This is a genomic window from Corticimicrobacter sp. (assembly GCF_040137905.1).
Classification (GTDB): Bacteria; Pseudomonadota; Gammaproteobacteria; order Burkholderiales; family Burkholderiaceae_B; genus Corticimicrobacter.
In genome coordinates this window covers 1-16212 of sequence record NZ_JBEFDG010000070.1, presented here as the reverse complement: position 1 = coordinate 16212, position 16212 = coordinate 1, and the positions used below count along the sequence as shown (strand labels likewise).

19 protein-coding genes are annotated in these 16212 nt (G+C 60.3%); 13 read left to right on the top strand and 6 right to left on the bottom strand.

Translation table 11 applies throughout. The annotated features are described in order from the left end of the window. From ABN482_RS11900 to fliE, 5 genes are all read right to left on the bottom strand, one after another. Positions 1-124: GTP-binding protein (locus tag ABN482_RS11900; protein WP_349504193.1), on the bottom strand; the 124-nt coding region annotated here is incomplete at its 3' end. 66 nt (positions 125-190) lie between these two features. Next, a complete protein-coding gene (gene fusA / locus ABN482_RS11895; RefSeq protein ID WP_349504192.1) occupies positions 191-2296 on the bottom strand; it encodes an elongation factor G in 2106 nt (701 codons plus the stop codon). A 78-nt stretch (positions 2297-2374) separates the two neighbouring features. After that, positions 2375-2845 carry a 30S ribosomal protein S7 gene (gene rpsG / locus ABN482_RS11890; RefSeq protein ID WP_109062974.1) on the bottom strand — a complete coding sequence of 157 codons (471 nt, stop codon included), beginning with the start codon at positions 2843-2845 and terminating at the stop codon, positions 2375-2377. A gap of 142 nt (positions 2846-2987) precedes the next feature. After that, positions 2988-3365, bottom strand: a complete 378-nt coding sequence (gene rpsL, locus ABN482_RS11885) for a 30S ribosomal protein S12 (RefSeq protein ID WP_349504191.1) — start codon at positions 3363-3365, stop codon at positions 2988-2990. A gap of 222 nt (positions 3366-3587) precedes the next feature. Further along, on the bottom strand, positions 3588-3941 hold the full coding sequence (gene fliE / locus ABN482_RS11880; protein WP_349504190.1) for a flagellar hook-basal body complex protein FliE: 354 nt from the start codon (positions 3939-3941) through the stop codon (positions 3588-3590). A gap of 279 nt (positions 3942-4220) precedes the next feature. Between fliE and fliF the strand changes: the two genes are divergently transcribed. From fliF to fliR, 13 genes are all read left to right on the top strand, one after another. After that, positions 4221-5894, top strand: coding sequence for a flagellar basal-body MS-ring/collar protein FliF (gene fliF, locus ABN482_RS11875; protein ID WP_349504189.1), 1674 nt, complete (start codon positions 4221-4223; stop codon positions 5892-5894). After that, on the top strand, positions 5872-6894 hold the full coding sequence (gene fliG, locus ABN482_RS11870) for a flagellar motor switch protein FliG (protein WP_349504188.1): 1023 nt from the start codon (positions 5872-5874) through the stop codon (positions 6892-6894). The genes fliF and fliG overlap by 23 nt, the downstream gene beginning before the upstream one ends. A 22-nt stretch (positions 6895-6916) precedes the next feature. Continuing rightward, the gene (fliH, locus tag ABN482_RS11865) at positions 6917-7639 is read left to right on the top strand and encodes a flagellar assembly protein FliH (RefSeq protein WP_349504187.1); all 723 of its coding nucleotides are present in this window, start codon (positions 6917-6919) and stop codon (positions 7637-7639) included. Then, positions 7636-9102, top strand: coding sequence for a flagellar protein export ATPase FliI (fliI, locus tag ABN482_RS11860; protein WP_349504186.1), 1467 nt, complete (start codon positions 7636-7638; stop codon positions 9100-9102). Before fliH ends, fliI begins: the two co-directional genes overlap by 4 nt. Beyond that, positions 9077-9532, top strand: a complete 456-nt coding sequence (gene fliJ, locus ABN482_RS11855; protein ID WP_349504185.1) for a flagellar export protein FliJ — start codon at positions 9077-9079, stop codon at positions 9530-9532. The genes fliI and fliJ overlap by 26 nt, the downstream gene beginning before the upstream one ends. Before the next feature lie 14 nt (positions 9533-9546). Further along, complete coding sequence (locus ABN482_RS11850) at positions 9547-10812, top strand: flagellar hook-length control protein FliK (protein ID WP_349504184.1); 1266 nt, start codon at positions 9547-9549, stop codon at positions 10810-10812. A 164-nt stretch (positions 10813-10976) separates the two neighbouring features. Beyond that, entirely contained in the window at positions 10977-11537 is a 561-nt protein-coding gene (locus ABN482_RS11845) for a flagellar basal body-associated FliL family protein (protein ID WP_349504183.1), read from the top strand. Positions 11538-11542: 5 nt separating this feature from the next. Then, entirely contained in the window at positions 11543-12550 is a 1008-nt protein-coding gene (fliM, locus tag ABN482_RS11840; RefSeq protein WP_349504182.1) for a flagellar motor switch protein FliM, read from the top strand. Then, positions 12547-13140: a flagellar motor switch protein FliN gene (fliN, locus tag ABN482_RS11835; protein ID WP_349504181.1), complete on the top strand. Its 594-nt coding sequence runs from the start codon at positions 12547-12549 to the stop codon at positions 13138-13140. Before fliM ends, fliN begins: the two co-directional genes overlap by 4 nt. Positions 13141-13155: 15 nt before the next feature. Continuing rightward, complete coding sequence (gene fliO, locus ABN482_RS11830) at positions 13156-13515, top strand: flagellar biosynthetic protein FliO (protein WP_349504180.1); 360 nt, start codon at positions 13156-13158, stop codon at positions 13513-13515. Further along, on the top strand, positions 13512-14276 hold the full coding sequence (gene fliP, locus ABN482_RS11825) for a flagellar type III secretion system pore protein FliP (protein ID WP_349504179.1): 765 nt from the start codon (positions 13512-13514) through the stop codon (positions 14274-14276). Before fliO ends, fliP begins: the two co-directional genes overlap by 4 nt. A gap of 13 nt (positions 14277-14289) precedes the next feature. Then, a complete protein-coding gene (gene fliQ, locus ABN482_RS11820; RefSeq protein ID WP_349504178.1) occupies positions 14290-14559 on the top strand; it encodes a flagellar biosynthesis protein FliQ in 270 nt (89 codons plus the stop codon). 21 nt (positions 14560-14580) lie between these two features. Continuing rightward, entirely contained in the window at positions 14581-15375 is a 795-nt protein-coding gene (fliR, locus tag ABN482_RS11815; RefSeq protein ID WP_349504177.1) for a flagellar biosynthetic protein FliR, read from the top strand. A 20-nt stretch (positions 15376-15395) separates the two neighbouring features. Here fliR and ABN482_RS11810 read toward each other — a convergent pair. Further along, positions 15396-16212: methyl-accepting chemotaxis protein (locus tag ABN482_RS11810; RefSeq protein WP_349504176.1), on the bottom strand; the 817-nt coding region annotated here is incomplete at its 5' end.

Here is a 16212-nt window from a genome sequence, read left to right as displayed (position 1 = left end):
CGCCGAACTTCTTGGCCAGCACCGTTGCAATCGCTGCCGTCAGCGTCGTCTTGCCGTGGTCAACGTGACCGATCGTGCCCACGTTCACGTGCGGCTTGGTCCGTTCAAACTTACCTTTTGCCATTTTGGTTCCTTGCTTGATTCAAAATACTGACCGGACAGCACCCGCCGCCCGGTCTATAGGTTGGATTTACTTGCCGCGAGCGCTGATGATTTCTTCGGCAACGTTCTTGGGAGCTTCAGAGTAATGCTTGAACTCCATCGTGTACGTTGCGCGACCTTGTGTCAGCGAGCGCAGGTTGGTGGCGTAACCGAACATCTCGGCCAGGGGAACCTCGGCCTTGATGATCTTGCCGCCGCCGACCATGTCATCCATGCCCTGGACGATACCGCGGCGGGACGACAGATCGCCCATCACGGTACCTGCGTAGTCTTCCGGCGTCTCGACTTCAACGGCCATCATCGGCTCGAGCAGCGCGGGCGAAGCCTTGCGCATACCGTCCTTGAATGCCATCGAAGCGGCCATCTTGAACGCGTTTTCGTTCGAGTCCACATCGTGGTACGAACCGAAGAACAGCGTGACCTTGACGTCGACCACCGGATAACCGGCCAGCACGCCCGAAGGCAGCGTTTCGCGCAGACCCTTCTCGACGGCAGGGATGAATTCGCGCGGCACCACACCGCCCTTGATCGCATCAACGAATTCGAAGCCTTCGCCACCCGGTTCCATCGGCTCGATCTTGAGCACGACGTGGCCGTATTGACCGCGACCGCCGGACTGCTTGACGAACTTGCCTTCGATTTCTTCGCAGGTCTTGCGGATCGTCTCGCGGTAAGCCACTTGCGGCTTGCCGACGTTGGCTTCGACACCGAACTCACGCTTCATGCGATCGACGATGATGTCCAGGTGCAGTTCGCCCATACCCGAAATGATGGTCTGGCCGGATTCTTCGTCGGTGTAGACACGGAACGAAGGATCTTCCTGCGCCAGGCGCGACAGGGCGAGACCCATCTTTTCCTGGTCGGACTTGGTCTTGGGCTCGACAGCCTGCGAAATCACGGGCTCGGGGAACTCCATGCGCTCCAGTACCACGTGCGCATCGATGTCGCTCAGGGTTTCACCCGTCGTGACGTCTTTCAGGCCCACCACGGCGGCGATATCGCCAGCGCGGATTTCCTTGATTTCTTCACGGCTGTTGGAGTGCATCTGCAGAATGCGGCCGATGCGCTCTTTCTTGCCCTTGACCGTGTTGTAAACGGTGTCGCCCGAATTGAGCACGCCCGAGTACACACGCACGAAGGTCAGCTGGCCCACGAACGGGTCAGTCATCAGCTTGAAAGCCAGTGCAGCAAACTTCTCGCTGTCGTCTGCCTTGCGGAAGATCGGATTGCCATCATCGTCCTGGCCTTCGACCGGGGGAATATCCACGGGCGAGGGCAGGAATTCGATCACGGCGTCGAGCATGCGCTGCACGCCCTTGTTCTTGAAGGCCGTACCGCACAGCATCGGCTGAATTTCGCAGGCGATGGTACGGGCACGCAGACCCTGGAGGATTTCTTCCTCGGTCAGCTCACCGACTTCAAGATACTTGTTCATCAGGTCTTCGTTGGCTTCAGCAGCCGACTCGACCATCTTTTCACGCCATTCGTCGGCAGATGCCTGCAGCTCGGCCGGAATCTCGCCGTACTCGAACTTGGTACCCTGGCTGGCTTCGTCCCAGATGATGGACTTCATCTTGATCAGATCAACCACGCCGGCGAAGTTATCTTCGGCACCGATGGGGATCACGACAGGCACAGGATTGGCCTTCAGGCGCGTCTTCAACTGGTCATAGACCTTGAAGAAGTTGGCACCGGTACGGTCCATCTTGTTGACGAAGGACAGACGCGGCACGCCATACTTGTTGGCTTGACGCCACACGGTTTCGGACTGGGGCTGAACACCGCCCACGGCGCAGTAGACCATGCAGGCGCCGTCGAGCACGCGCATGGAACGCTCCACCTCGATGGTGAAGTCCACGTGTCCCGGGGTGTCGATCACGTTGATGCGATGTTCGGGATACTGACCGGCCATACCGCGCCAGAAGGCGGTGGTAGCAGCCGAGGTAATCGTGATGCCACGCTCCTGTTCCTGCTCCATCCAGTCCATGGTGGCTGCGCCATCATGCACTTCGCCCAGCTTGTGGTTCACGCCGGTATAGAACAGGATACGTTCGGAGGTCGTGGTCTTGCCGGCGTCGATGTGTGCCGAGATCCCGATATTCCGATAGCGTTCAATCGGAGTTTTGCGAGCCATATTGGTTCCTTGATTGGAACCCCGGCACTATGGGCCGGGGCTTGATTGCTTACAGCACGGCCCGTGCGGGCCATCGCTTTACCAGCGGAAGTGGCTGAACGCCTTGTTGGCTTCGGCCATCTTGTGCGTATCTTCACGCTTCTTCATGGCACCGCCGCGACCTTCGAGGGCGTCGAGCAGTTCGCCGGCCAGACGCAGGTCCATCGACTTCTCGCCGCGCTTCTTGGCGGCTTCACGAAGCCAACGCATCGACAGGGCCAGACGACGCACCGGGCGTACTTCGACAGGCACCTGATAGTTCGCACCGCCCACGCGGCGGCTCTTGACTTCGACGATCGGCTTGATGTTGTTGATGGCCGTATTGAAGACTTCGATCGGGTCCTTGCCCGTCTTCTGCTGGATCTGATCCAGGGCACCATAGACGATGCGCTCAGCAACAGCCTTCTTGCCGGACAACATCACAACGTTCATGAATTTTGCGAGTTCTACGCTGCCGAACTTGGGATCTGGCAACACTTCACGCTTGGGTACTTCGCGACGACGTGGCATTTCTATTCCTTGTGTGTCGATTCAGTTGAACTACATGCCTTTGCATGCAGTCTTGGTCAATACGGCCATGCCGATGACCACTTACTGCTGGCCAATGCCAGCTGCACCATGCCTGCACCGTAACCGGCGCGGGCCCATGCTGTCAGGCCTTCTTGGGACGCTTGGCGCCGTACTTCGAACGAGCCTGCTTACGATCCTTGACGCCTTGCAGGTCAAGCGAACCGCGCACGATGTGGTAACGCACACCCGGCAAATCCTTGACGCGACCACCGCGCACGAGCACGACCGAGTGCTCCTGCAGGTTATGGCCTTCGCCGCCGATGTACGAAATGACTTCGAAGCCGTTGGTCAGGCGCACCTTGGCGACCTTACGCAATGCCGAGTTAGGCTTCTTGGGAGTGGTGGTGTAGACACGAGTGCAGACACCGCGACGCTGAGGGCAGTTTTCGAGAGCAGGACTCTTGCTCGCGGTCGTACTGGCCTCGCGCGGCTTACGCACGAGCTGACTGATAGTAGGCATGACCTTAGATTTCCTTTACGGATGCCGGTTTCTTGTTCCGCCAGGAAGGACCACCCGGATCCATCCTTTTGGGGCTTGCCACAAGCCTGCCCCAGGCACGGTTCGACACCGTAAAAAAGAGCAGGTCTTGCGAAATTCTTGCGTTGGCTTACACCATAGGTATATTCCAGCGAGCTTCTGATTCTAGCTCACCGAATACATCAGGTCAATAACACAACCCGATCAAATGGACATGCTGGCGATTTCCTGATACGCAGTGACCAGTTTGTTGCGAACCTGCAAACTCGTCTGGAACGCGATGCCGGACTTCTGCAGATCGATCATCACGTCATTGAGCGCCACACCGGGATCGCCCATTTCGAACGCCTTGGCCTGCGCATAGGAACTTTCCTGCAGCGTTGCCACTTGCTGCAGGGAACGCTTGAGTTCGCTGGCAAAGCTGCCCTGAGCAGCATCTGCCTGACGAACCGCGCCTTCAGCCTGCCCATCGAGCATGCCGGCAGCACGCACGACGGCGCGCATTTGCGACAACATCTGCTCGATTCCAGCCAGACCTGACAATTTTTGTATCGACATTACACACACCTATATAATTAGGGCCGCGCCGGGTTGCTGCAACGCACCAGTCCACGCACAGCACACGAGTCGGCAATCGTATTCTAGAAAGGGTCAGGCATAGCCTATCCATTGAACAACCCTGAAAAATACGGCTTTTCATTGATTCGACTCGACCGCTCCCGCCCGATAATCCATCGTTCCGATTAGAAAGCCCTGCTTCATGCCGCTTCACCACCTCCACTGCACTTGCGTGTCCACTGGCTTTGGGCAGAATGATTCCCACCGGGTAAACAACCGATGAACAACCCTGCCAACAACGCCTTTGCGGCGCTGAAAGCCAAGTTGCCCAAACTGGATGCCCTGGCAAAACTGCCAAAACCCGCCTTGCTGGGTGCTGGCGCATTGCTGGTCGCACTGCTGGCCGTCGTGTTCATGTGGTCCCGCGGCCCTGAATACCGAGTCCTGTTCTCGAATCTCGAAGAGCGTGATGGCGGTGCCATCGTGACCGCGCTCGGCCAGATGAACGTGCCCTACAAGTTTTCCGACAATGGCAACGCCTTGCTGGTGCCTGCAGACAAGGTGTACGACACGCGTCTGCAACTTGCCAGCCAGGGGTTGCCACGCGGCGGCTCCGTAGGCTTCGAGTTGCTGGATCAGTCCCGCTTCGGTGCCAGCCAGTTTTCCGAACAGATCAACTACCAGCGCAGTCTGGAAGGTGAGCTGGCCCGCTCGATCGAAGCCCTGCACGCCGTCGAGCGTGCACGGGTGCACCTGGCCTTGCCGCGCCAGTCGCTGTTCGTGCGCGACCGCCAGCCCCCGACCGCATCCGTACTCCTGACGCTCTATCCGGGCCGCCAGTTGGGTGAGTCCCAGGTCTCATCGATCACGTGGCTGGTGGCGTCCAGCGTGCCCAACCTGGCTGCCGACAACGTCTCGATCGTCGATCAGAACGGCCGTCTGCTCTCCCATCCCGACACCGGGGCGCTGGGTGCCGACGCCGACCAGTTGCGCTATGTGCAACAAATCGAACAACGCGCCGTCGAGCGGATCCTGACCTTGCTCAATCCGCTGGTAGGCCCGGGCAACGTCCATGCCCAGGTCAGCGCACAGATGGATTTTGCCCAGCGCGAAGAAACCTCCGAAATCTACCGCCCCAACCAGACGCCGGGCCAGGCCGCTGTCCGCAGCCGACAAACCAGCAGCAGCAACCAGACTGGCCCGCAAGGTGCGATCGGTGTACCTGGTGCACTTACCAACCAGCCACCCGTCAATCCTGTTGCGCCGATAGAACAACCGCCTGCCGTAGCACAACAGGGCAACCAGCAAGGTAACCAGCAGGGCGCACAGCAACCGGCCACACCGCCGGTACCCACCCAGTCGCGTCACGACGATACGACCAACTACGAGGTCGATCGCACCATCAGCCACACCAAGCAGCCTGTGGGCGTACTGACCCGCATGTCCGTGGCCGTGGTCGTCAACTACCGGGTCAACGCCGACGGCGAATGGGCAGCGCTGCCCGAGGAAGAAATCCAGAAGCTCGAAAAGCTGGTCCGCGAGGCAGTCGGCTACTCCGAGCAGCGCGGCGACACTGTCAGCATTGCCAACAGCCAGTTCAACGATCTCGAGCCGAGCCTTCCGGTCTGGCGTGATCCGTACTTCCTCGATATGGGCCGCACTTTCGGCACCTATCTGCTGATCCTGCTGTTGCTGATCTGGTTCTGGCGCGCCGTGATCCGTCCGATGCGCCAGCAACAGGCAACGGCTGAAGAAGAAGAGGCCCAGCAGGAAGTCGCCCTGGAAGAACAGGAACGCATGCGCCAGGCCAAGGAAGAGGCTCGCGAGCGCAAGAAACATCTGTACGAAAACAACCTGACATCCGCACGCGAACTGGCCATGAAGGACCCGCGTGCCGTTGCCATGATCATTCGCACCTGGACCGACCCCAATGGCTCAAGCAAACAATCCTGAGAAAAAAGAGTTCACAGGCCTTGAACGCAGCGCCATCCTGATGATGTCGCTCGGCGAGGATGCCGCGGCGGAAGTATTTCGCCACCTGACAGCCCGCGAAGTACAACAGCTCGGTGCAACCATGGCCGGCCTGAAACAGGTTTCGCGTGAGGATGTCGAGGCCGTACTGCTCAGCTTCCGCGAAGAAGCCGATCAGGTCATGGCCGTTTCGCTGGGCTCCGATGATTACGTACGCGCCGTCCTGACCAAGGCATTGGGCAGCGATCGCGCAGCCAGCCTGATCGAAGACATTCTCGAGGCAGGCGACAGTGGCAGTGGCATCGACGCGCTCAACTGGCTCGACGCCAATACCGTGGCCGAACTCATCAGTGACGAGCACCCGCAGATCATCGCCACGATCCTGGTCCACCTGGAGCGTGATCGCGCGGCCAGCGTGCTCAACCTCCTGACGGCCCGCCTGCGCAACGATGTCATGCTGCGTATCGCGACATTCGGTGGCGTTCAGCCAACCGCGCTGGCAGAACTCACCGAAACACTCAATCACCTGCTCAGCGGCCAGAGTGCCAAGCGCAGCAAGATGGGTGGTGTACGCACGGCGGCCGAGATTCTCAATATGATGAACTCGACAGAGGAAGAGTCTGTCGTGGCCAGCCTGCGCGAACGCGATGCAGACCTGGCGCAGAAGATCGTCGACGAAATGTTCGTCTTCGACAACCTCATCGACATCGACGACCGTGGCATTCAGTTGCTGCTCAAGGAAGTCGAAAGCGAAGTACTGGTCATCGCCCTCAAGGGTGCCACCGAAGACCTGCGGGAGAAGTTCCTCAAGAACATGTCTTCACGTGCAGCCGAAATCCTGCGCGAAGATCTCGAAATGCAAGGTCCGGTCCGCATGTCGCGTGTCGAGACCGAGCAGAAGACCATCCTGCAGATCGCCCGCCGCCTGGCAGAGGAAGGCCAGATCGTGCTGGGCAACCAGGGCGACGACGCCTATGTCTGACCAGGGCAAGGATCCCCGGTCAATGGATCGCCACCGTGCCGCCTGGCGACGGTGGCAGATGGCGTCCATCCTGGCGCCGGAACCCGAGCCAGAACTGCCCGCCGAAGCCGAACCGGAGCCCGAACCGGAGCCCCTGCCACCCGAGCCGCCAGCAGAACTGCTGGCACAGTGGCGCGCAGAGGCAGAACAGGCCGGCCATGAGGCAGGCTATGCCGCCGGCATGGCCGAAGGTTTCGCCGAAGGCAAGGCTGCAGGGCACGCACAGGGATATGCAGCCGGTCAAGCCGAAGGAGCCGAAGCCGCGCGTGCCCAGGGTGCAATCGAGGCTGCCCGACTCCACGAAGCGGCCCAGCAATGCGCACTATCGATCGGCAGCATCGAAGAGCAGATCGGCCAAAGCGTGATCAAACTGGCGCTGGATCTGGCACGCCAACTGGTTCGCACCCAATTGGACGTACAACCGGAACTGATCCTGCCCCTCGTCCAGGAAGTACTGCATACCGAGGCAGGCCCGGGCCGCGTGCGCATCTGGCTGCATCCCGAAGACCTGAAGCTGGTACAGCAACACCTGCAGGAAGACCTGCAGGATGCCAACTGGCGCCTGCTGCCCGATCCCGAACTCGCGCGCGGCGGCTGCCGAGCACAAACGGCATACGGCGACATCGATGCCACGTTGCAGACTCGCTGGCAGCACATTGCCGGTGCGCTTGGCCAGGTCCTCCGCTGGGAGGAACCCAAGTCATGACCAACACCGTTGCCCGTTGGCAGACTCAACTCCAGATTGCCTCGCTACGCAGCACTTCGGCTGCAGCCTGGCAAGTATCCGGACGAGTCACACGGGCGGCAGGTCTGGTCCTGCAAGCCACCGGACTGCGTCTGCCGGTCGGTGCCTCCTGTCTGATTGAAATCGCACCCGGCGCAGAGCATGGCGTCGAGGCAGAAGTCGTCGGCTTCGATGGCGGCACCCTCTACCTGATGCCATTGCAGAACATCGATGGCCTGATGCCCGGCGCACGCGTCCTGCCAGAAGACGCAGTCGTGCAATCGCCGGTCCCTTTGCCCAAGCACGCACGCATCAATGGCCTGGCACGTCCCAATATGGCGCGTCACCTTCCCGTAGGCGCAGGCCTGCTCGGGCGGGTACTGGATGCCACTGGCAGGCCGCTCGACGATCTCGGCCCGCTCGATGAACACGATGCCTCTCCAGCATCGCTGAGCACCACGCTCATCAACCCGCTGGCCCGTGCGCCGATCGATACGGTGCTGGACGTTGGCGTGCGCACCATCAATGGCCTGCTGACCGTGGGACGCGGCCAGCGCATGGGCCTGTTCGCAGGTTCGGGCGTAGGCAAGAGCGTACTGCTGGGCATGATGGCACGCTACACCCGTGCCGATATCATCATCGTCGGCCTGATCGGCGAGCGCGGTCGCGAAGTACAGGAATTCATCGAGAAAAACCTGGGGCCCGAGGGGCTGGCCCGCTCCGTCGTGGTTGCAGCACCAGCTGATGTGTCACCCTTGCTGCGGATGCAGGGCGCTGCCTATGCAACACGCCTGGCCGAATATTTTCGCGACCAGGGCAAGCACGTGCTGCTGATCATGGACTCCCTGACCCGCTACGCCATGGCCCAGCGCGAAATCGCACTGGCCATTGGCGAGCCGCCGGCCACCAAGGGCTATCCGCCCTCGGTATTCGCCAAGCTGCCGGCCCTGGTCGAACGTGCCGGCAATGGCACGCCCACGCCAGACGGCGGAGCTGCCGGTTCGATTACAGCTTTCTATACCGTGCTGACCGAAGGCGATGACCAGCAGGATCCCATTGCAGATGCGGCACGGGCCATTCTGGACGGCCACGTTGTCCTGTCGCGACAGTTGGCTGAGGCCGGGCATTATCCCGCCATCGATATCGAAGCCTCGATCTCGCGGGTCATGACTGCACTGATCGACCGCGCGCAGTTCACGCGCGTACGCCGCTTCAAGCAGTTGCTGTCACGCTACCAGCGCAATCGCGATCTGATTGCCGTAGGTGCCTATGCACCGGGCCATGACAGCGAACTGGACGAAGCCGTAACCAAATATCCCGTCCTCTCGTCATACCTCCAGCAGGATCTGGATGTTAATATTCCTTACGAAATGGCCGTCCGCCAGTTGGATCAGGTTTTCGAATCGGAAATGAACTCCCATGAGCGCCAAGCATTCACCTCTTGATACGCTGATCGATCTCGCACAGAAACGCACGGAGTCTGCCGTGCGCTCGCTGGGTGAGTTGCAGACGCAGCGCACCCAGGCCGGTCATCAGCTTGAAGCTCTGTACGACTATAAGCAGGACTACCGGCAACGCCTGCAGAATGCCATGCGTAACGGCGTGCCTGCCGCGCATTACCAGAATTACGAGCAGTTCCTGACCGTCCTCGATAACGTGATTGACCAGCAGCAGAAGGTCGTCCTCACCGCCGACCAGCAGCTTGAACAGGGCCGGGAACAATGGCGTCAGGCCAAGCGCAAGCAGGATTCCTTCGATACGCTGGTGCAGCGCCAACAAAAGACTCTCGCCCTGCAGCAACAACGGCGAGAGCAACGTCAGACTGACGAACAGAGTATCCGTGCGTATCTGCGCGCAGGTGCTGGTACCTTCTGAACCTAGGGATCGCTATGTCCGTAACATCTTCCGTGCTTCATGTCCCGGTCCAGGCAGATACCGATGCGGCCCTCCGTGGCAACCTGGCTCCTGCAGGCCAGGCTGGCCAGGAACTCGACACGGGCACGGCACCTTTCAAGGATCTGCTTACGCAACGCAAGCGTGCTATCGACGACACCGCAGATACGGACCACACCGACCAGATTGTCTCGGATCATACGGCCCTTGGATTGCTGCAGGCCTTCATCCAGCAGGACGTGACACAAGGCGCAGACCCCGCCAGCGAGAGCGAAGAAGAGGCCATCGATGCCGACGCCCTGCTGCGCATTGGCGACAGAGCCGAGGGCAATACCAAAGATACCCCTTCCCAGGTAAAGGCCACGCCCAGGGATATGCTCGAACTGGCCGCACAGCGGGATCACATAGAGCGGGCCGCCCCGAAGGCCGGCAGTGCCATGCTGCAGGATCAAGACGCCGCAGTCGAGACGGCATCTGCTGCCGCACCTGCCGTACGCGATACCGGCATCACGGCGCTCACTCCGGCAGCAGCCAGGCCAGACCTCGCGACTACCTCAGCCCGAACCCCCGCAACCAGTTCGCAAGCGCAACAGCGCAACGAACGTGCCCAGTTGCAAGCCGGCGCTTTCCAGGCAATCGAACCTGTCCAGGCAGGCATTCAACAGCTGACCCAGAACAGTGCCTCGGCGCGCACTGCGGATCCCCTGGCCGCCATCGACACACAACTGCAGCAGCACAACACCCCCACCACCGGGTCCGTGCAACCCACCGGTCTGCCTCATGTTGCCGTCGCAACAGGCACGCACGACCAGATCCAGGCAACCGTAGGCTCGCGAGCCTGGGCTCCGGAACTTGGCCAGCACGTTGCCCGTCTCGGCAACCAGGCCATCCGCCTGGGCGTCCAGCATGCAGAGCTGCGTCTTGATCCGCCGGATCTCGGTCCGTTGCGCATCACACTGAGCCTCCAGGACGGTATTGCCCAGGCTTCATTCGTTTCACCACATATCGCCGTACGCCAGGCCGTCGAATCGGCCCTGCCACAGTTGCAGCAGGCCTTGAATCAGGCCGGCATCGCCCTGGGTGAAGCAAATGTGGGAGATCACACAGCACAACAGCGCCAGGACGAGCAGTTCGCAGCAAAACAGGGCCAGGCTCATGGTGGTTCCGACAGCCTGGCCGGCAGCGATGCAACCAGCTCCGGCCTGGTTTCTGCGGCCGCACAATCCCGTCGTCCGGACGCATTGATCGACGTATTCGTCTGATGCCATTCATCATGGAGACCCAAACGGTTGAGATGGCTGGTATTTACTGCCTTTTTCATCCCCCTCGCCATGCCGGTATCAGGCAGAATCGAGACTTCGAGGAATCTGCGCAATGGCCGCTTTTTCGCAAGTCCTAAACCATGGCGACTCTCAAGCAAACGATTATGCCCGCCCGTAGTACTCTCCCCTCACGTTCCAGTGGTCGTCTCGGCAGCTTCATTCAGGCGCTGCTGGCCTTGCTTATTGTCGTCGGCCTGAGCGTCGGTGCCACATGGTATGTGATGACCCAGTTCTATCTGCCGAAGCAGGCAGCCGCAGGCACCGAGTCGTCCGCACCAGCCGCCACCGCGGCCGCACCTGCTGCGACACCCGCACCCGTCGCAGCACCCGCACCCGCACCGGTCATCGCAGCCCCCATCTTCGTGCCGCTGGAGCCGTTCACGGTCACGCTGGCCAACGACCAGATGGAACGCATCCTGCACACGGCGATCACGCTGCGCGTTGCCGATCTTCCTTCCGAAGACCGCATCAAGAGCTACATGCCTGAAGTGCGCAGCCGCATCCTGTTCATTCTGTCGCAACAGCCCCCGGATACCGTACAACAGGCCAATACCCGCGTCGCGCTGGCGATGGCCATTTCCAAGGCCATCAGCATGCCATTCTCGCCGATGACCGAACCGCAGCACATCACAGACGTGCTGTTCACCGACTTCGTTGTGCAGTAAAGATCATGTCTTACGAGGCATTCCTTTCCCAGGATGAAGTCGACGCCCTCCTTGCCGGTGAGCTGGGGGAGTCGCAGGCCAGTCAAAGCACCCAGCAGGACACGTCCGGTGTACGGGCTTACGATCTGGGCTCACCTGATCGCGTCGTGCGGCGGCGCATGCAGACGCTCGAGCTCATCAATGAGCGTTTTGCACGCAACATGCGTACGGTGCTGCTCAATTTCATGCGGCGTAGCCCGGATATTTCCGTCGGCAATATCCGTATCATGAAATACGCCGAATTCGAGCGCAACCTGCCGGTGCCCAGCAATCTCAACATGGTCACCATGAAGCCGTTGCGTGGCACGGCGCTCTTCACCTACGACCCGAACCTGGTGTTCCTGATCATCGACAGCCTGTTCGGTGGCGATGGCCGCTACCATACAAGGGTCGAGGGTCGCGAATTCACCCAGACCGAACAACGCGTCATCCAGCGACTGTTGGGGCTCACCCTTGAAAGCTACGGAAAGTCCTGGGAAAAGGTCTATCCGATTGCATTCGAGTATGTCCGCTCCGAGATGCATACGAAATTCGCCAGCATCACCGGAAACAACGAAATCGTCGTCGTTTCGTCGTTTCGTATCGAATTCGGGGCGGTAGGCGGCAATCTCAATATTTGCCTGCCCTACTCGATGATCGAGCCGGTGCGTGACCTCCTCATACGGCCGCTGCAGGAAACCTCCCTCGAATCGGTAGACCAGCGCTGGATGCAACAGCTTTCGCAGCAGGTGCGCAGTGCGGACATTGAAGTGTCCGCAGAATTCACTCGCATCCAATCCAGCATCGGCCAATTGATGGCCCTCAAGGCTGGCGATGTGCTACCGATCGAAATGCCCGAAACCATCACGGCCCACGTCGATGGCGTACCCGTGCTCGAGTGCCAGTACGGCGTACATGACAACCGCTATGCCTTGCGCGTCCAGAACATCCTGGATACGCGCAATGACGAATTCATCAACGATCACCTATCATGACTGACACCGATCTCTCCCCCGACCAACAACCTGCGTCCGACCAGCCGGCATCTTCCGATTTCGCCGGCACCCAGGCTGATGGCCTGGTGCAGGGCAGCGAGTCAGCAGCCCCCGACACGACGGCCGCTGCGATCGAAGACCCGGCTGGCGTCAGCATGGATGACTGGGCCGCAGCATTCGCAGAACAGGATACCAGCAGCGAACCGGCCCCTGCCAGCAGCACGACAGCCGCTCCGGCACCTGCCGCTGCTGCAGCGACAACTGCCGCCACGGCGTCGCCCGTTGCATTCCAGCCGCTGACGCCCAGTGGCCAGACCATCGGTCACGACATCGACTTCATCAAGGATGTACCTGTCCAGTTGACGGTCGAGCTCGGCCGTACCCGGATGACCATCAAAAACCTGCTGCAGCTGGGTCAGGGCTCCGTGGTCGAACTCAATGGCCTGGCCGGGGAACCCATGGACGTATTCGTCAACGGCTTCCTGATCGCCCAGGGAGAAGTCGTTGTGGTGGAAGACCGCTATGGCATCCGCCTGACCGACATCATTACGCCATCCGAACGTCTCAGCCGCCTCAACAACCGGCGCTGACCGCACCCTGTCATCATGACCGAGGCCGCGCTGATCCGTGTCATCGCAGTACTGATACTGATCATCTGCATGATCCTGGCTGCGGCTTGGCTCGTACGCCGTCTCGGTCTGGCCGGCACGTCACGTCAGGCCAGCAGCCTGCGCCTGCTGGGTAGTCTCGGGCTGGGCCCCCGCCACCGTATCGCCATCATCGAAGCTGATGGCACCCGCCTGGTGGTCGGCCTGCACCCCAACGGCATCAACCTGCTGCATACCTTCCCACCTTCCGGGAAGCCATCCGAATCCATCACGTCCGAAGAAGCGCCCGCCAGCAGCACCGCTGGCACATTCAAGGACGCGCTCGGGCGCGCACAGCCCCCGTCGACTCCGCAATGACTCCGATTTCATTCCTGCGCCATGGCATCGTGCCCCTTGTCCTGGGGCTGATCCTATGGTGTGCGCCCTGGGCCGTTCAGGCACAGGCGTTGCCTGCCATTACCAGCCAGCCCGGTGCCGACGGCGGGCAGATCTATTCGCTCAGCATCCAGACCATGCTGCTGCTGACCATGCTCGGTTTCATACCGGCCATGCTGCTGATGATGACCTGCTTCACCCGCATCATCATCGTACTGAGTCTGCTGCGCAACGCCATCGGTACAGCCACCTCCCCGCCCAACCACATCCTGATCGGCCTGGCGCTGTTCCTGACCTTCTTTACCATGTCGCCGATCTTCGACCAGATCTACGATACGGCCTACAAGCCCCTCACCGAGGGCAGCATTTCGTTCGAAGCTGCCGTCGAGGAGGCCGGCAAGCCACTGCGCACCTTCATGCTGCACCAGACACGGGAAAACGACCTCATGCTGTTCGCCAACATGGCAAACCTGCCTGAAGTCGAAACGCCGGAACAGGTGCCGTTCCGCGTGCTGGTGCCCGCATTCATCACCAGTGAACTCAAGACAGCATTTCAAATCGGCTTTACCATTTTCATTCCCTTCCTTATCATCGACCTGGTTGTCGCCAGTGTCCTGATGTCGCTCGGGATGATGATGGTGCCTCCCGTCACGATATCGCTGCCATTCAAGCTGATGTTGTTCGTCCTCGCCGACGGCTGGAACCTGCTGCTGGGTTCATTGGCACGCAGCTTCTACATATAGAACGGAGACACGCATGACGCCTGAATCCGTAATGACACTGATCTACACGGCACTCAAGCTGACCCTTACCATCGCTGGACCGCTCCTGCTGGTCACGCTGGTCGTTGGCCTGGTGATCAGCATCTTCCAGGCTGCAACCCAGATCAATGAAATGACACTGTCTTTCATCCCCAAGCTGCTTGCCATGTGTGCGGCCTTGATACTGCTGGGTCCATGGATACTGAATACCCTGGTGGATTTCATGCGCCAGTTGATCGGCAATATTCCGACCCTGGCCATGTAAGCCGATACGGGACCCGGAACCGTGTTCTCCTTCACGATCGATCAACTCTACGGCTGGATGGCGGCTTTTCTGTGGCCTTTTTTCCGCCTGCTTGGCCTGTTCGTGAGTGCCCCCTTGTTTGGTGAATCCACCATCCCGAAACGGGTCAAGATTGCGCTGGCCGCCACACTGACCGTTGCCGTTGCGCCGACGCTGGGCCCGATGCCAAGCATTCCACCCGCATCCTTCGCGGGACTGGGTATCGCCATACAGCAGACACTGATCGGCATCATGCTGGGCTTGACCATGCGCGTGGTGTTTGCTGCTGTTCAGACGGCGGGGGAATATATCGGCCTGCAAATGGGGTTGTCGTTTGCCTCGTTCTTCGATCCCTCCACAGGGGGCAATACCGCTGTCCTCTCCCGCATGCTCAACCTGATTGCAATGCTGCTGTTCCTGGCGCTGGACGGCCACCTGCTGATGCTGCAAGGCTTGCTGCATTCTTTCGAGACACTGCCGATCAGCGACGCCCCTCTGCATGTCACAGGCTGGGGCCTGCTTAATCAATGGGGGGGTCAGGTCATCATTTCCGGCCTGCTGATGGCACTTCCCGTCATGACCGCTCTGATGACCATCAACCTGTGTATGGCCATCCTGAACCGTACGGCGCCACAAATGTCCATTTTTGCAGTCGGTTTCCCGATCTCGCTGATCGCCGGCATGATCATGCTGACCGTCATGATCCCGCAGACCAGTGGCTTCCTGGAACGCCTGATTGCGGCCGGTCTCGAAACCATGGAAGGTGTCGCTGCCGGTTTCGGCGTGCAAGGCCCCTGAGCGCACGGGACGTCCCTGGATCAGGGTGTCTGGAACACCGCCTGTGCAATCCTGAGCCGCTGGATATGTTGATCCAACAGTTCGCTGGCGTGCCCCAACTCGCCGACCAGATCCCTGTTCTGCTGTGTACCCTGCTCGATTTCCTGCATGGCGGCACTCACCGCCGTAATTCCCGCATGCTGGGCCGTCGAGGCAGCGGCAATCGAAGCCACGGCCGAATCGACACGCGCCACCGACGCCAGTACCTGTTGCATCATGGCCTGTGCCTGACGTACCTGCTGCACGCCACCATCCATTCGGCCCACCGAATGCTCGATAAGTGTCTTGATCTCTGCCGCTGCATGTGCGCTTTTCTGTGCCAGCGTCCGCACCTCTGCCGCCACGATACTGAAGCCACGCCCGCTCTCTCCTGCCCTGGCAGCTTCAACAGCTGCATTCAGTGCCAGGATATTGGTCTGGAAAGCGATGCCATCAATCATGCTCACAATGGTCGCCATACGATCCGACTCGGCCGCGATGCCACTGATCGTTTGCTCGACCTCTGCCACGGTATGGCCAGCCTCTTGTGCAAGGGCCGAGCACTCGCTGGTACGATGCCCCACCATGCCAACATGCTCGGCATTATCCCGGACAACATTATCCAGGGCCTTGATGCGCGCCTCGGTCTGGTCAAGCATGGCGTCATGCAATTGCGTCCGCTGCAGCAGCTCACGTCCCCCCGCCCCGATTACCTCTCCCGCCTGCTGTGTTCCGCCGAGCGTGCGCCCCATATCCCGGGCCACACTGATCATGCTGCAGCGCGTGACCTCAAGGGCAAAGCGCAGGCGGCCCAGTTCA

Bases quoted from the DNA above. Each gene is read 5' to 3' on its own strand.
- fliH (WP_349504187.1), top strand. From the start codon at position 6,917: ATGGATCGCCACCGTGCCGCCTGGCGACGGTGGCAGATGGCGTCCATC.
- fliM (WP_349504182.1), top strand. From the start codon at position 11,543: ATGTCTTACGAGGCATTCCTTTCCCAGGATGAAGTCGACGCCCTCCTT.
- fliJ (WP_349504185.1), top strand. From the start codon at position 9,077: ATGAGCGCCAAGCATTCACCTCTTGATACGCTGATCGATCTCGCACAG.
- fliN (WP_349504181.1), top strand. From the start codon at position 12,547: ATGACTGACACCGATCTCTCCCCCGACCAACAACCTGCGTCCGACCAG.
- rpsL (WP_349504191.1), bottom strand. From the start codon at position 3,365: ATGCCTACTATCAGTCAGCTCGTGCGTAAGCCGCGCGAGGCCAGTACG.
- fusA (WP_349504192.1), bottom strand. From the start codon at position 2,296: ATGGCTCGCAAAACTCCGATTGAACGCTATCGGAATATCGGGATCTCG.
- fliQ (WP_349504178.1), top strand. From the start codon at position 14,290: ATGACGCCTGAATCCGTAATGACACTGATCTACACGGCACTCAAGCTG.
- ABN482_RS11850 (WP_349504184.1), top strand. From the start codon at position 9,547: ATGTCCGTAACATCTTCCGTGCTTCATGTCCCGGTCCAGGCAGATACC.
- rpsG (WP_109062974.1), bottom strand. From the start codon at position 2,845: ATGCCACGTCGTCGCGAAGTACCCAAGCGTGAAGTGTTGCCAGATCCC.
- fliO (WP_349504180.1), top strand. From the start codon at position 13,156: ATGACCGAGGCCGCGCTGATCCGTGTCATCGCAGTACTGATACTGATC.
- ABN482_RS11845 (WP_349504183.1), top strand. From the start codon at position 10,977: ATGCCCGCCCGTAGTACTCTCCCCTCACGTTCCAGTGGTCGTCTCGGC.
- fliI (WP_349504186.1), top strand. From the start codon at position 7,636: ATGACCAACACCGTTGCCCGTTGGCAGACTCAACTCCAGATTGCCTCG.
- fliE (WP_349504190.1), bottom strand. From the start codon at position 3,941: ATGTCGATACAAAAATTGTCAGGTCTGGCTGGAATCGAGCAGATGTTG.
- fliG (WP_349504188.1), top strand. From the start codon at position 5,872: ATGGCTCAAGCAAACAATCCTGAGAAAAAAGAGTTCACAGGCCTTGAA.
- fliP (WP_349504179.1), top strand. From the start codon at position 13,512: ATGACTCCGATTTCATTCCTGCGCCATGGCATCGTGCCCCTTGTCCTG.
- fliF (WP_349504189.1), top strand. From the start codon at position 4,221: ATGAACAACCCTGCCAACAACGCCTTTGCGGCGCTGAAAGCCAAGTTG.